General features: G+C 41.3%; 13 protein-coding genes. 11 read left to right on the top strand and 2 right to left on the bottom strand.

Annotated features, from left to right (window positions below; all coding sequences use genetic code 11):
* Positions 1-24 precede the first annotated feature (24 nt).
* The 7 genes from FXF36_RS16565 (at position 25) to FXF36_RS06335 (ending at position 5390) form a co-directional block, all read left to right on the top strand.
* Positions 25-147: a hypothetical protein gene (locus FXF36_RS16565; protein ID WP_317617425.1), complete on the top strand. Its 123-nt coding sequence runs from the start codon at positions 25-27 to the stop codon at positions 145-147.
* A gap of 121 nt (positions 148-268) precedes the next feature.
* Positions 269-970 carry a gamma-glutamyl-gamma-aminobutyrate hydrolase family protein gene (locus FXF36_RS06360; protein WP_151622996.1) on the top strand — a complete coding sequence of 234 codons (702 nt, stop codon included), beginning with the start codon at positions 269-271 and terminating at the stop codon, positions 968-970.
* Positions 971-999: 29 nt separating this feature from the next.
* Positions 1000-1800, top strand: a complete 801-nt coding sequence (locus FXF36_RS06355; protein ID WP_151622995.1) for a transporter substrate-binding domain-containing protein — start codon at positions 1000-1002, stop codon at positions 1798-1800.
* Positions 1801-1867: 67 nt separating this feature from the next.
* Positions 1868-2539: an amino acid ABC transporter permease gene (locus FXF36_RS06350; protein ID WP_151622994.1), complete on the top strand. Its 672-nt coding sequence runs from the start codon at positions 1868-1870 to the stop codon at positions 2537-2539.
* The gene (locus FXF36_RS06345) at positions 2529-3272 is read left to right on the top strand and encodes an amino acid ABC transporter ATP-binding protein (protein ID WP_151622993.1); all 744 of its coding nucleotides are present in this window, start codon (positions 2529-2531) and stop codon (positions 3270-3272) included. Before FXF36_RS06350 ends, FXF36_RS06345 begins: the two co-directional genes overlap by 11 nt.
* Positions 3273-3289: 17 nt before the next feature.
* On the top strand, positions 3290-3877 hold the full coding sequence (locus FXF36_RS06340; RefSeq protein WP_151622992.1) for a cytidylate kinase-like family protein: 588 nt from the start codon (positions 3290-3292) through the stop codon (positions 3875-3877).
* 145 nt (positions 3878-4022) lie between these two features.
* Positions 4023-5390 (top strand): MFS transporter, encoded by a 1368-nt coding sequence (locus FXF36_RS06335; protein WP_151622991.1) that lies wholly within the window; start codon positions 4023-4025, stop codon positions 5388-5390.
* Positions 5391-5569: 179 nt separating this feature from the next.
* Here the strand turns inward: FXF36_RS06335 and FXF36_RS06330 are convergent, their stop codons facing one another.
* Positions 5570-6670 (bottom strand): AI-2E family transporter, encoded by a 1101-nt coding sequence (locus FXF36_RS06330; protein WP_151622990.1) that lies wholly within the window; start codon positions 6668-6670, stop codon positions 5570-5572.
* A gap of 286 nt (positions 6671-6956) precedes the next feature.
* Here FXF36_RS06330 and FXF36_RS06325 point away from each other — a divergent pair, with 286 nt between their 5' ends.
* The 4 genes from FXF36_RS06325 to msrA all read left to right on the top strand — a co-directional run bounded on the left by FXF36_RS06325 (position 6957) and on the right by msrA (position 12644).
* On the top strand, positions 6957-10844 hold the full coding sequence (locus tag FXF36_RS06325; RefSeq protein WP_151622989.1) for a lipocalin-like domain-containing protein: 3888 nt from the start codon (positions 6957-6959) through the stop codon (positions 10842-10844).
* A gap of 114 nt (positions 10845-10958) precedes the next feature.
* Positions 10959-11420, top strand: a complete 462-nt coding sequence (locus FXF36_RS06320) for an RpiB/LacA/LacB family sugar-phosphate isomerase (RefSeq protein WP_151622988.1) — start codon at positions 10959-10961, stop codon at positions 11418-11420.
* 387 nt (positions 11421-11807) lie between these two features.
* Positions 11808-12149, top strand: coding sequence for a phenylpyruvate tautomerase MIF-related protein (locus tag FXF36_RS06315; RefSeq protein ID WP_151622987.1), 342 nt, complete (start codon positions 11808-11810; stop codon positions 12147-12149).
* A 15-nt stretch (positions 12150-12164) separates the two neighbouring features.
* Positions 12165-12644, top strand: coding sequence for a peptide-methionine (S)-S-oxide reductase MsrA (msrA, locus tag FXF36_RS06310; RefSeq protein WP_151622986.1), 480 nt, complete (start codon positions 12165-12167; stop codon positions 12642-12644).
* Between the two features lie 43 nt (positions 12645-12687).
* Here the strand turns inward: msrA and FXF36_RS06305 are convergent, their stop codons facing one another.
* On the bottom strand, positions 12688-13944 hold the full coding sequence (locus tag FXF36_RS06305; protein WP_151622985.1) for a DNA polymerase Y family protein: 1257 nt from the start codon (positions 13942-13944) through the stop codon (positions 12688-12690).
* Between the last annotated feature and the right edge of the window lie 87 nt (positions 13945-14031).

The following is a 14031-nucleotide window of genomic DNA, read 5'->3' as shown; positions in this document are numbered from 1 at the left end:
CCCATTTCTAAGAATGAAATAGTAATGTGTTCAATAGGTGGAATGCCATTAGAAGATTTGTCTTGGGGCTATGATTGTTATCAGAAGGCATTGGAACTTGGCATTGGTACAAAGCTAAATCTTTGGGATAAGCCATATTTATGCTGAAGGTATTAATAATAATTTAAGATACCTCTTGAAAAACTGCATATGAACCTTTATCATATCAACAAAGACGAAGGTGTCTGCTATAAATGGCAGGCACCTTTTTGCAAATATGGAGAAAGAAATGAGACCAATAATAGGAGTAATTCCTTTGTACGACGACGATAAAGATAGCCTATGGATGCTACCAGGATATATGAGGGCAGTTGAAGTATGCGGTGGTGTGCCGATAATGTTTCCTCTTACAACTGATGAGGAGGAGCTGGAAGCGGCCTTCAATATATGCCAGGGCATCCTTTTTACAGGAGGGCATGATGTATCACCATCCGAGTATGGCGCTATCAAATCAGATAAATGTGGTAAGCCCTGCGAGGCCAGAGATTTTATGGAAGGCTTTCTTTTGGATAAGTGCATTGAGGAGGATAAGCCACTTCTTGGTATATGCAGAGGTATCCAATTTATCAATGCCCATTTGGGAGGAAGCTTATATCAGGATTTGCCTAGTGAGTATGGTGAAAAAATAGAACACCATATGGTGCCGCCTTATGATAGAATAGTACATAAGGTTGATGTCGCTGAGGGCACGAAGTTAGCAAATATAATTGGTGCAGGAGAGCATGGTGTCAATAGCTATCATCATCAGGCTATAAAGAAACTGGCACCAATTTTGACACAAGCTGCGGTTTCAGAGGATGGGCTTGTTGAGGCAGTGGAAATAATTGGTCAACGTTTTGGCATGGCAGTTCAGTGGCATCCAGAGTTTTCATATCGCAATAATGAAGATAGCAAAAAGATTGTTCAGGCATTTATTGATGCTTGCAAATAAATTATTAAGAAAAGGAGAAATCAAATCTTATGAAGAAAAGACTTATTAGTGGTTTATTAACAGGTATTATGGCGTTGTCTTTGGTTGCCTGTGGCGGTGCAGCAGATAGCCAGCCAACTGCAGAGTCATCAGATGCAGCAAGCTCATCAGACAAGGTATGGAAAATTGCAACAGATACATCATTCAAGCCATTTGAGTACACAGATGACAATGGTGATTTCGTAGGAATAGATATGGACATCCTTACAGCAGTTGCTGAGGATCAGGGCTTCAAGTACGAGGTACAGGTACTTGGTTGGGATGCTTCAATTGCAGCTTGCCAGGCAGGTCAGGCAGACGGTATGATTGCAGGTGCATCTATTACAGATGAGAGAAAGGAATCTGGTTGGATTTTCTCTGACGGATACTATGATGCAAACCAGAGCATGGCTGTTGAAGCTTCATCTGATATCAAGGGCTTCGAGGATTTGTCTGGAAAGTCAGTTGCTGTAAAGACTGGTACTATGTCAGCAAGCTATGCTGAGAGCCTTGCAGGCGACTATGGCTTCACAGTTACTTACTTCGAGGATTCACCAACAATGTATCAGGCAGTTGTAGGCGGTCAGGTTGCAGCTTGCTTTGATGATACCCCTATCATGGCTTCAAACATTAAGGACACAGGCATTGCTATGAAGATAGTAGATGGTACTGGAAATGATCCAGCAGCTTATGGATTTGCTATTTTCAATGCAGACAATCAGGAATTGGTTGATATGTTCAATGCTGGTCTTAAGAACATCAAGTCTAATGGAAAATACGACGAGATAATTGCAAAGTATCTCGGTGAGTAGACTTTGATTATGGGTAGGGTATATAATAATGCCCTGCCCATATTTTTTTATAGAAAGGTTAGTATATATGATTAAGATTATTACAGTATACGGTCCTATGCTTTTAATCGCTTTGGGACGCACACTGCTTTTGGCATTACTTGGTCTATTTTTTGCCTGCATTATCGGAATGATTTTCGGAATAATGGGTGTACTTAAGAACCGTGTATGTAATGTCATTTCACAGATTTTTGTTGATGTAATTCGAGGTGTGCCAATGATTGTTCTGGCATTCTTCATTTACTTCGGAATTCCATATTTGTTCAACACCATCATTGGTGGATTTTCAATGAATCTGACTGCACTTCAGGCAGGTACAGCTTGTCTTGCGTTAAACTGTGGTGCTTACATGGCGGAAATCATCAGAGCTGGTATCCAGTCAGTTGATCCGGGACAGATGGAGGCAGCTCGTTCTCTTGGTCTTACATATAGCCAGGCCATGCGCAAGGTTGTTCTTCCACAGGCAATCAAAACTATGATTCCAACATTTATCAATCAGTTTATTATCACCTTGAAGGATACTTCAATCCTTTCAGTTATCGGTTTCCCAGAATTGGTTAACACTGCTAAAAACGTTCAGGCCAATACTTTTATGTCTTTCCAGACATGGGCAATCGTAGGAATTATGTATTTGATAGTCATCACCATTCTTTCGCGATGTGCAAAGATGGTTGAAAGGAGGCTCAACGTTGGTAGATAAGAGCGAAGTAAAGATTAGCGTTAAAAATTTAAAGAAATCCTTCGGTGATTTGGAGGTTTTAAAGGATATCAGCACTGAGGTATATAAAGGTGAGGTGCTTTGCATCATTGGCCCTTCAGGCTCAGGAAAGTCTACATTCCTTCGATGCCTCAACAAGCTTGAAAAGGCTACAGCAGGAAGCATAATTGTGGATGGTCAGGACATTCTCCAGAAGCAGACCAACATCAACAAGGTTCGTGAAAATATCGGAATGGTTTTCCAGCATTTCAATCTTTTTAACAACCTTAACATTATCGACAATCTGACTCTTGCACCAGTTCAGTTGAAGAAGTGCTCGAAGGAAGAGGCTACAGCACGTGCAAAGAAGATGCTTGAGCGAGTTGGCTTGGCAGACAAGGCAACAAGCTATCCAAGTCAGCTTTCAGGTGGACAGAAGCAGCGAGTTGCAATTGCCAGAGCTCTTTGCATGGAGCCAGACATTATGCTCTTTGATGAGCCTACATCAGCCCTTGATCCAGAAATGGTAGGCGAGGTTCTTCAGGTTATGAAGGATTTGGCAGCTGAAGGAATGACAATGGTTGTTGTTACACACGAGATGGGCTTTGCAAGAGAGGTTTCAGACCGCATTATCTTTATGGATGGTGGTTATATCGTGGAGGAGGGTACTCCAAAGGAGGTTCTTGGAAATCCAAAGGAAGCCAGAACAATCGATTTCTTAAACAAAGTATTATAAAAGGGAAATGAGAAGGTATGAAAAACATTATTACAATTAGCCGTCAGTTTGGGGCTGGCGGAAGCACTATTGGCCAGAAGGTTGCAAACGAGCTTGGATACTATTACTGCGACAAGGATATGATTCTTAGAGCTGCAATCGAAAGTGGAAACCTTACCCCAAACGAGGTTCGTTTCTACGATGAAAAGGTTCCAAAGGAGTTTGGCTTTGGTCAGAGTCTATTTGATTTTTACAACAAGCCATTGGATGAGCGCCTTTTCAGGGCTCAGTCTGAGGCAATCAAAAAGCTTGCTGAAAAAGGCAATGTTGTTATCGTTGGGCGAAATGCAAATATCATCTTGAAGGAATACGACAGAACTCTTCACGTATTTCTTTCAGCCACTGAGTATTTCAGAACAAAGCGTATGATGGAAAAGATGCCTGACCTTTCCGAAGAGAAGGTAATCGAGCGTATCCATTCAGTGGATAAGATGAGAAAGAAGTACTGTAAGTACTATACAGATACAGAGTTTGGCAACGCAGCCTACTATGATTTGGCATTAAAGACTTCAACACTTGGTTATGACAAGTGCGCCGAGCTTATTATCGAAGCTGCAAAAGCCTAAATTCTTGTGGATATTGTAGAAAATAGCGGCAAAATATTGGTGGAAACTCAATATTGCGTTTTCAGTTCCGAATAAGGTATACTATGAACTAGCCTAGTCAAAGTGACTAGACTAGTTTTTTTATTCTTTAGGGGGAAATAATTAAATGAAACAACTTAAACCTATTACTAACAAACTTCTTTGGATTTTCGCCTTGGCTCAGTTCGGTTGGAGCTTGCTTTCCGGCGTAGTTTCAAACTGGATGGTTTATTACTACACAGGCACACCATCAGAGCAGAATCCTAATACAGGTATTTTTGCATCAGGAATCACACAGGATCCTATTTTCTTTAAGTTAACATTATTTGGACTCGTTCTTGCGGTAGGACGAATCTTCGATGCTATCACAGATCCACTTATTGCAGGTTGGTCAGATAGAAGTAATTACAAGGGAGGTCGTCGTATTCCTTTCATGCGTATGATGGCTATTCCATTTACTCTTTGCACAATTGGTCTTTTTACAGTTCCACAGACTTCAAATATTGCATTGAATGATACTGCTTTGTTCATTCTTTTAATGGTGTTCTATCTTTTCATGACAATGTTCTGTACACCTTATACAGCGCTTATTGCTGAGCTTGGTGATACACAGCAGCACCGTATCAATGTTTCGACTTATATTTCATTTACATTTATCGTAGGTCAGAGTATCTCATTCCTGCTTCCAAACCTTGCTGGAGCACTTACAGGTACCTTTGGTCAGCAGGGCAGTATCAGAATGGCTGTTGCAATCATGGCCACAATTGCATGTCTTGCAATGCTTTTCCCAGCGTTCTACATCAATGAGCGTGACTACATCGACAGCAAGCCAAGTGATACAAAGCCATTTACATCACTTATCAGAACATTTTCAAACGATCAGTTTAGACGTTTTGTTGCCAGTGATGTAATTTATTTCTTCGCACTTACACTTTTCCAGACAGGCTTGGCTTTCTACGAGACACAGCTTATGGAAATCGAAGATACATACACATTCCTTCTTACAGCTACAATGACATTCATCAGCGTTTGCTTATATCCAGCTGTTAACATCCTTGCAAAGAAGATTGGAAAGAAGCAGCTTATTATCATCGGATTCTTCGCATACAGCGTTGTATTCTTAATTACAACACTTTGCGGTGTTGGTCTTGTATGGGGATTCATCGTTGCTGTTACAGCAGCTATCCCAATGGCAATCCTTGGAATTCTTCCACAGGCTTGCGTTGCTGACGTTGCTGAGCTTACACGTCTCCAGACTGGTGAGGACCGAAGCGGTATGTTCTTCGCTGCTCGTACCTTTGCATTTAAGATGGGACAGGCAATCGCAATGGTAGTATTTACTTCAGTTACAATTTCTGGAACAAAGCAGAGCTATCGCACCACAGCACTTATCGCATTCGTAACCTGCTTCATTGGAGCATGTATCTTCTTCACATTCAATGAGAAGCAGATACTTGGACAGATTCGTGAGCTTAAAGGCGACGAAGAGATCTAACGATTAGCGCGTAATGCGTATCATTCGTGTATCTAAAGAATTAATAATAGAGCCCTAGTTACGGCTACAAGCCTTAGAGTCTCTCTGTTCGACTACATGTCTCACTGAGAGACCTAAGAGCTTGATGCCTACTAGGGCTCTTTTTTTCACGCTTTTACAAACATATACACACGAATTAATTATCGGCTTTCGAGAAATGGTAGCAAAAATTTATGATACAGCATATCGAGAATTGCGACCATCGGGATTGCAAGGAGGATACCAACTACTCCGAACATCTTGCCGCCTGCTACGATACCAATGAGAATCCAAAGGCCTGAAACACCAAGGGAGTCACCAAAAAGCTTAGGTTTGATTACGTAGCCATCCAGAGTTTGAAGAATGAGGGTGAAAATTAGGAACGCACCAGCATACCAAGGCTCTACCAGCAGGAGCAGGAAGCTTCCGATTAGTGCGCCTATTGCAGGACCGAAGGTTGGGATTATATTTGTAACTGCTACGAAAACTGATACAAGTCCAACATAAGGTAATCCAGCTATTGTCATAAATATCGCATTTACGATACCGATGATTGAGGCATCAATCAGGTTGTATACGATGTAGCGGTTGAGGATTTTATCACTTTGAATGATTACATATTCAACCTTGTCATACTGTCCTTTGCAAACAGCCTTGAGGAATCTTTTACCACCGCGTTTAAGCTTATCTTTTTCTGCAAGGAAATAGATGGAAAGCAGGAAGGCAATGAAAGCCTGACCAAGTCCTTTGCCAACACTGGTTGTAGCTGACATAATGGTGGACATATTTTTAGTTGCAAGCTCTTTCACGTTGTTTAGCAGATCAGTAGAAGAGTTTACAAAATTACTCAGGTCTATGACAGAATTTGAAACTCCAATGGCTGCAAGTGTACGCTGGAGCCCATCAACATATCCATTGAAATTCATAGCAAAGGTCTTCACACTCTCGATAAGCTGAGGGACAATTGTGAATCCAATAAATGTTAGAAAAACAATCACCGACAGGAAGGCCAGAGCATTTCCAAGTGCTGCTCTGGTGGATTCCTTCTTCAGTTTTCCGAAGAGCTTTCTCCTATAAAGCATGGCTAGAGGATTGATGATGTAAGCAATCACTCCGCCAAAGAATACAGTGGAGAAAAATCCCAGGAAGGTTCCAATTCCACTTATCACACTATTTATCTTTATCAATGCCACAAACAGTATTACCCCAATGCAAATGGACATTGTTAGGGAGTACCAGGGTTGTTCTTTAAACTTTTTCATAGTTCCTCCAATAAAAATGTGGTTTATATCTTTAATATGGCAAAATCACTGATTAAAAGCAATGAAAAAAGTCTTAAAATTTCCTAAAAAATAATGCGACCAGTCAATACAACAATATTCATAAAAATAGGAGACTAAAATTAAAATATTTTAACGAAAATCAATCTAAAACATAAAAACTGTGGATGAGCTGTTGAATAATGGGCAAAAAAGAGATATATAAATATTATAAGCTAAAATACTTTAGTATAAACTAAATAAAAGGAAAAGGAGAAAAGGGGGAACAATGAAAAAGTTTAAACGAGTCATGGCACTTGCTTTGTCAGCTGCTATGGCAACCTCAGGTGTGCAGCTGGCTGGATTAGGGGATTTGGAAGCTAAGGCCGCAACAAACATTTCAAGAGTATCAGTGCATGATCCATCTATCTTTGAAGATAATGGAAAATTCTATGTGTTCGGCTCTCATATTGCTACAGCCTCATCAGAGGATTTGGTGAACTGGACGCAGGTGTCTACCGATTATCAAAGTGTGGACAGCAACACCATTTATGGCAATGTGAAGGAGAATCTGAAGGAGTCCTTCAAGTGGGCTGGCTACGACGATGGTGACTGTGCAGGTGGTAACTACGCTGTTTGGGCACCAGATGTAATCTACAACCCATCATATGTGTGGGAGGATGGAACAAAGGGCGCTTACATGCTGTACTACAGCGCATCTTCAACCTGGCGCAGATCCTGCATAGGTTATATGGTTTCAAAGAGAGTTGATGGTGACTATCAGTATGGTGGAACTGTTGTATACTCAGGCTTCACAAACACAGGCAAGGTAAATTATGATGGCAACAGTAAGCGTGATACTACCTGGACAAAGGACTACCTTCCATTCAACAAGCTGATTGCCGATGGAAAGATTGACGGTGATGCATCTACATGGAAGTGCTTCAACAAGGATGGAAGCTGGAACAATAATTATGCGCCAAACGCTATTGATCCAACCCTGTTCTTTGATACAAGTGGCGAGCATCTTTACATGGTTTATGGTTCTTGGTCAGGTGGACTTTTCATTCTTGAAATTGATAAGGAAACTGGCGAGGCTATATATCCTGGTAAGGATGGCATTGAGGAAACCAGCGGAAATTACGTGGATAGATACTTCGGTGTTCACATTGCTGGTGGAAATCATCAGTCAGGCGAGGGCCCATACATTGAGTATGACAAGAACACTGGCTACTATTACATGTATGAAACCTACGGTGGACTTACCACAACAGGCGGATACAATATGAGACTTTTCCGTTCAAAGAATGTGTATGGTCCTTATGTTGATCCAGCTGGAAACGAGGCAGGTGGAAGTGGTGTTGATTGCTACAAGTATGGTGCAAAGCTTATCGGAAACTATCAGTTCTACGGTCAGCCAGGCTATAGAGCTGCAGGTCACAACTCAGCGCTTATCACTGAGGACGGAAAGTACTATAACATTTTCCATCAGAGATTTTTGGACCCATCAGTTGGCGAGTACCATGAAGTTCGAGTTCGTCAGCAGTTCCTTAACGAAGATGACTGGCTGGTTACTGCGGTATATGAAAATAGAAATGAGCAGATTCAGAAGTACAGCAAAGATGATGTGGTTGGAACTTATGAATATATTAACCATGGAAACTCAGCAACAGATGGAAGCATGCTGAAGACAGAGAATATCGTCCTTGAAGAAAATGGCACAATCTCAGGTGATGAGAGTGGTACATGGACAATGGCTGATGCAGCTGATTATACCTATGTGACATTGAACATTGGTGGGGCAGCATATAAGGGTGTTTTCTTTGAGCAGACAAACGACAATGATGCCAAGACAATGACATTTACTGCAATTGGAAATAACAATATGTCAGTTTGGGGCAGTAAGTACGAGGTGTCAGATGAGCTTCTGGTTGGAAAAGTTGCAGAGCAGCTTGAAAGCCTTGTTCCAAGTGCAACCAGAGAAAGCTTTTCGCTTCCAACCTCCCTTTCAGGAACAGAAATTTCTTGGGAGACAGATAATGCAGGCGTAGTTACAAGCACAGGTAAGGTCTTCACTCCTGGCGAGGACACTAAGGTGACATTGACTGCAACTATCACCTATGGCAGCGTGACTGTAAAAAAGGAATATACAGTACTTGTATATAACGGTCCAAGAATTATTGTTGGATATGATTTTGACAAGGTTTCTGGAAGCACAGTATCCACAACAAGCGCATCACAGATTAGCAAGAGCGCAGAGCTTATGGGAACAGCATCAGTAATTGAGGACGAAACCCGTGGTGAAGTGCTCAAGATTGAAAATGCAGCTGGAAACAAACAGGTTAATTATCTTTCACTTCCAGGTGATATTTTCAAGGATGTGGATGAGAGTGGCTACACAGTGAGCATGTGGGTAAATATTGGTGAATCAACCTGGGAGCACAGCGCACTTTTTGAGGCTGACTGGGTTGCTGATGGAGCAACAACTGGTACTTACCCAATGACTCGAATCGGAGCAAATCTTATAGGACGTATAAATGCAAATAATTATTCTGACGCAGTACCAGGTTTGAACTATAAGTCACTTACAGGAAAGTGGCAGCATGTAACCTATACGGTAGATCCTAATGGAATTAAGGTTTACCTTGACGGTAACCAGATTGTCTATGACAAGAAAGATATCAGTACATGTTTTTCAGGCAGAGACGCAGCAATTCAGAATGTTAACCACGTGATGGTTGGTGCAGGTGATATTTGGACTGATGAGGATTGCCGAGATGCACTCTTTGATGATATTCGTATATACGATACAGCTCTTACAGCATCAGAGGTAAAGAGTGTTTACGATGGAACATTTATAGAGAAAGAGGATGATCCAGAGGAGCCTGAACCGGAAATAGAACCAGAGCCAGAGCAGAAGGTGAAGCCAATTGGCGAGGAAGAGCCTTATGTGGAGGGCATGACAAAGCTTTATGTTCAGCTTGATAATGCAAAGTTCTATGAGGCAGCAAATATCTATGCGACAACAGAGGATGGACAGGAAATCTTTGGCGAAAAGCCTGGCAAGGAGATGGTTCACATTGGTAATGGCTGGTATTCAGTGAATGTGCCAGAGGAGATTCTTAATACTGAAGAGAACAAGGAAGAGATAGAAGCTGTTGAGGCTGAAGAAAAGACAGAAGTGGTTAATACTGAGGCAGATGTAGCAGTTGATACAGAAGATGTAACTGAAGAGAATCCAGCTGAAGAGGCAGTTGAAGCTGAAGTTACAGACATCACAGATGAAGATGTGGAAGAGAAGACAGATGAGTCAATCTTAGATACAGTTTCGGATGTATTAGAAACTATAGTTGATACTATCACAGATGTATTTGCACCAATGGAAGTAAAGGCAGCTGATTACAAGCTCTTCGCTGATGACATAAAGGTTAGCATCAACAATGGCGCTGACTATAGCATTGATGATGCAAGAGCATTATTCACAGCAGTAAGACCAAGTGCAGAGCAGTTGAAGCAGGGGGAGGCAGATGAACCAATCCCAGAGCCAGAGCCAACAGATGAGCCTAAGGAAGAGCCAACTCCTGCACCAACACCAGTGCCAACTCCAGCAGTAGATGATAAACCTGTTATTGATGAGCCTACTCAAAAAGAAGAGCCAGCGCAGGAGAGTAAGCCTCAAACTGAGAAGAAGACTAATACTTCTCAGCCTAGCAGCTCAGGTTCATCAAGCTCTAGCCAACAGTCATCACAGTCTAGTCAGACTACACAGGTTACTCAGGCAACCACAGCTGATACAACTGCAATAGCTGAAACTCCAGTTCCACAGGGAACAGAGCTTAAGACAGCTAGTACTACAAAGAAATCAACTGGTACCAAGACAAAGAAGTCAACAGCTACTAAATCAGAAGAATCTGAGAAGACAGAGGAAGCTGAGGATGTAATCGAAGCAGAGACAAAGGATTTGGAGACAGAGAAAGTTACTACAGAGGAACCAAAGGAGGAAGTGGTTGAAGAGACAACTCCTCAGGAGGACTCAGTAGAAATCCCAGATGAAGAGGTAGCCGAAGCAGGTAACCAGGAAATCTCTAATGGCAATGGAGTAATGATTTTTGTAATCATGGTTGCGATTGCTGCAGCAGCGGCAGCAGGCGTATTCTTTGTTAGAAAAAGAGATTAATAAATGATTTTGAAAGGGCGCATCTCAATATGAGGTGCGCTCTATATTTTTACACATTTTTGTGATACTTTAAGGTTGTTACATTGTTTAAATAAACCTTTGGAGGTAGAGAATATGAAGATAGCAATGGCAAATGATCATGCTGGAACAGAAATGAAGAATGAGATAAAGGCTTATCTTGAAAGTAATGGCTATGAGGTTGTAGATTTCGGAACCTATGATGGAGAAAGCTGTGACCTTTCAGATTTTGTTTATCCTGCAGCTCTTGCGGTAGCAAAGGGCGAATGTGAACGTGGAATCTTCTGTGATGGAGTTGGCTATGGCAGCGCCCTTATTGCAAATAAGATTAATGGCTGCTATGCAGCGGTTTGCCAGGACCCACTGTGCGCTACTCTTGCAAGACAGCATACAGATTCTAATATCCTTTGCCTTGGCGCAAAGATTATTGGCGGTCTTATGGCTATGGAGGTTGTGAAGACCTGGCTCAATACAGCCCCTCTTATGGAAGAGAAGTATCGCCGCCGTGTGCAGAAGGTATGCGATATCAATGACAAGCACTGCGTGCCTGTGAAATAGTCAAATATCAGAAATTACACCTTGAGAGTGATTGATAGATGCTTTTATCTGTATACAGGTTGGCAAAATTCAATTAAAAATGAGTTCGTGGTGAGCTATGCCTTTGATTTATCAATTTGTGAACATAGATAGGGGATTTCATGGCTTGTTATTGATAAAAATTTCTTGTGAGAGCCTATTTTTATCAATGCAATACCAACAAGTATTGTAATTGCATTTGAAGATTGATAAAATCTGGTGAAATTCAAAGAATTTTATCAATTAGAAACGAGGGAATGTGACTGTGGTAGACATCTTTTGATAAAATGGAATGACATTCTGGCATGGAATATGTCCAGAAGTAATAGATGCTACCGCATAATTTACAAGAAAAAGGGAGGAAGAAAAATGCCATTTATTGATTCAAAGATTACAGTACCAGTTACAGCTGAGCTGAAGGAAGAACTCAAGACTGAGCTTGGAAAGTTAATAACAACTCTTAACAAGACAGAGACCTACCTTATGGTAGGAATTGATGATGCCTATGATTTGTGGCTAGGTGGAAAGAAGCTTGAGAAGGGAGCTTATGTTTCGGTTAGTTTATATGGAAATGCGCCAGCCGCTTCCTACGATAAGCTGACAGGTCAGATTTGTGATTTGTTTGAAGAAAAGCTTGGAATTCCAGGCAGTGCAGTATATGTTACCTATCACCCTGTAAGTGACTGGGGATGGAATGGAAGTAATTTCTAATAGGAGAATAATTAGATGAAGTCATATTTTGCAGGTGGATGCTTTTGGTGCGTGACACCGATTTATAAAATCTATGGAGTGGATAGTGTGGTTTGTGGATACAGCGGTGGTGAGGAGCCGAATCCTACCTATGAGGATGTAAAAGCTCAGCGAACAGGCCACAGGGAAACAATAGAGCTCACTTATGATGATAATAATGTTTCTTACGAAAAGCTGTTGGAAATCTATTTAGCCAATGTAGACCCATTTGATAGTGAAGGCCAGTTTATTGACAAAGGTTTCTCTTATACGTTGGCAATCTACTATAAGAATGAATCTGAGAGGAAACTGGCTGAACAGCGAATCGCTCAGCTCGAAGCAGAGTCAGGGAAGAAGGTACAGATTGCACTTGAACCATTTAAATCATTCTATCCAGCTGAGGAAGAGCATCAAGACTATTATTTGAAGAATCCGGAAGCTTTTGAAAAAGAAATGAAGGAAAGTGGAAGGATATAAATCATAGAAAAATAAGTAGATGCAACTAGAGAAGGCCATCTCGTCAGAGATGGCCCTTATTATTTTCTATATCATTATTCTGTTCTGCCTTGAATTTTCGATTGATTCGCCCTGAAGTATCAATGGTGCTAGCCCTTTGAATAGCGGCATTTCCAAACTTGCCGCGTATTAAATCAAGGGTTGAATCTAAAGCTTTTCGCTTCTCTTTATCAGTGTCTTCAAAAAGGGACAGCTGCTCAAAACCATCTCTATCAATGTCTGTCAAAGAAAGCCCTATAAGTCGCAGTGGTTCACCATGCCAGCTTTCTCGAATGAGTTCCTTTGCAGTTTTAAAAATCACATCTGTTACGTCTGTAGAATCTGGCAATTTTTTTTGGTGAGATTTGTTTACAAAATCAAGATTTCTAAATGTAACCCCGACACAACGGCATTTTCCTTCATCTGCCCTCATTCTGGCTGCAACAATGTCTGCTTGGGCCAAGAGGATTCTATTAATACTTTCCAAATCAACCAAATCATCTTCTACAGTTGTTTCTGCGGAATACCCCTTAGCATCCTCAGGCTCGTCTATCACGGGAGAATCGTCGATTCCATTTGCGTAGTTATGAAAATGAATTGCCCCTCGCTCGCTGAATATCAGCATCAGCTGTTCCAAGGAAGTATTAGCCAATGCGCCGATGGTCTTAATATTATAGCTATTTAATCTGGCGGCCGAAGCCTTTCCGCAAGTGAATAATTCGCCTACTGGTAGAGGCCACATCTTTTTAGCAATTTCATCCGGGAAAAGCGTGTGAACCTTGTCAGGCTTCTCAAAATCACTTGCCATCTTCGCACAGAGTTTGTTTTCAGCAATGCCAACATTAACTGTAAAGCCCAGTTCGTTTTTTATTCTGTCCTTTATCTCATAGGCTGTTTTTATTGGGTCAGGATAGATAAGATGCATTCCGGACATATCCAGGAAAACTTCATCTATAGAAAAGGACTGCATGGTGGGAGTATACTCCTGGCATATTGCCTTAAAAGCTCTGGAGCATTTGACATACCAATCAAAATTGCTTCTTGCAATAACAAGATTAGGGCATTTTCTGAGAGCCATGCTAACTGGTTCACCAGTGGTTATTCCATATTTCTTCGCAGGGATGGACTTGGCTGCAACAATACCCGTTCTGGAATTTGGGTCGCCACCTACGATTGATGGTATTTCACGCAAATCAGGCCCACCGTTATGCAATTGCTCAACAGCGGACCATGAAACAAACGCACTATTTACATCAATGTGAAAAATAAGGCAATCACTCATATTTTATATGATATTACATTTTGGATGATGAAACAATTCACACTTAAGTGTTCCTGCTTTTGAAACAACACAAATATTAAGTATAGA

This window comes from Pseudobutyrivibrio xylanivorans, assembly GCF_008935055.1.
GTDB lineage: Bacteria > Bacillota > Clostridia > Lachnospirales > Lachnospiraceae > Pseudobutyrivibrio > Pseudobutyrivibrio xylanivorans_A.
The sequence above is the reverse complement of the archived record's forward strand: the minus strand, read 5'-3'. Positions and strand labels throughout refer to the sequence as shown.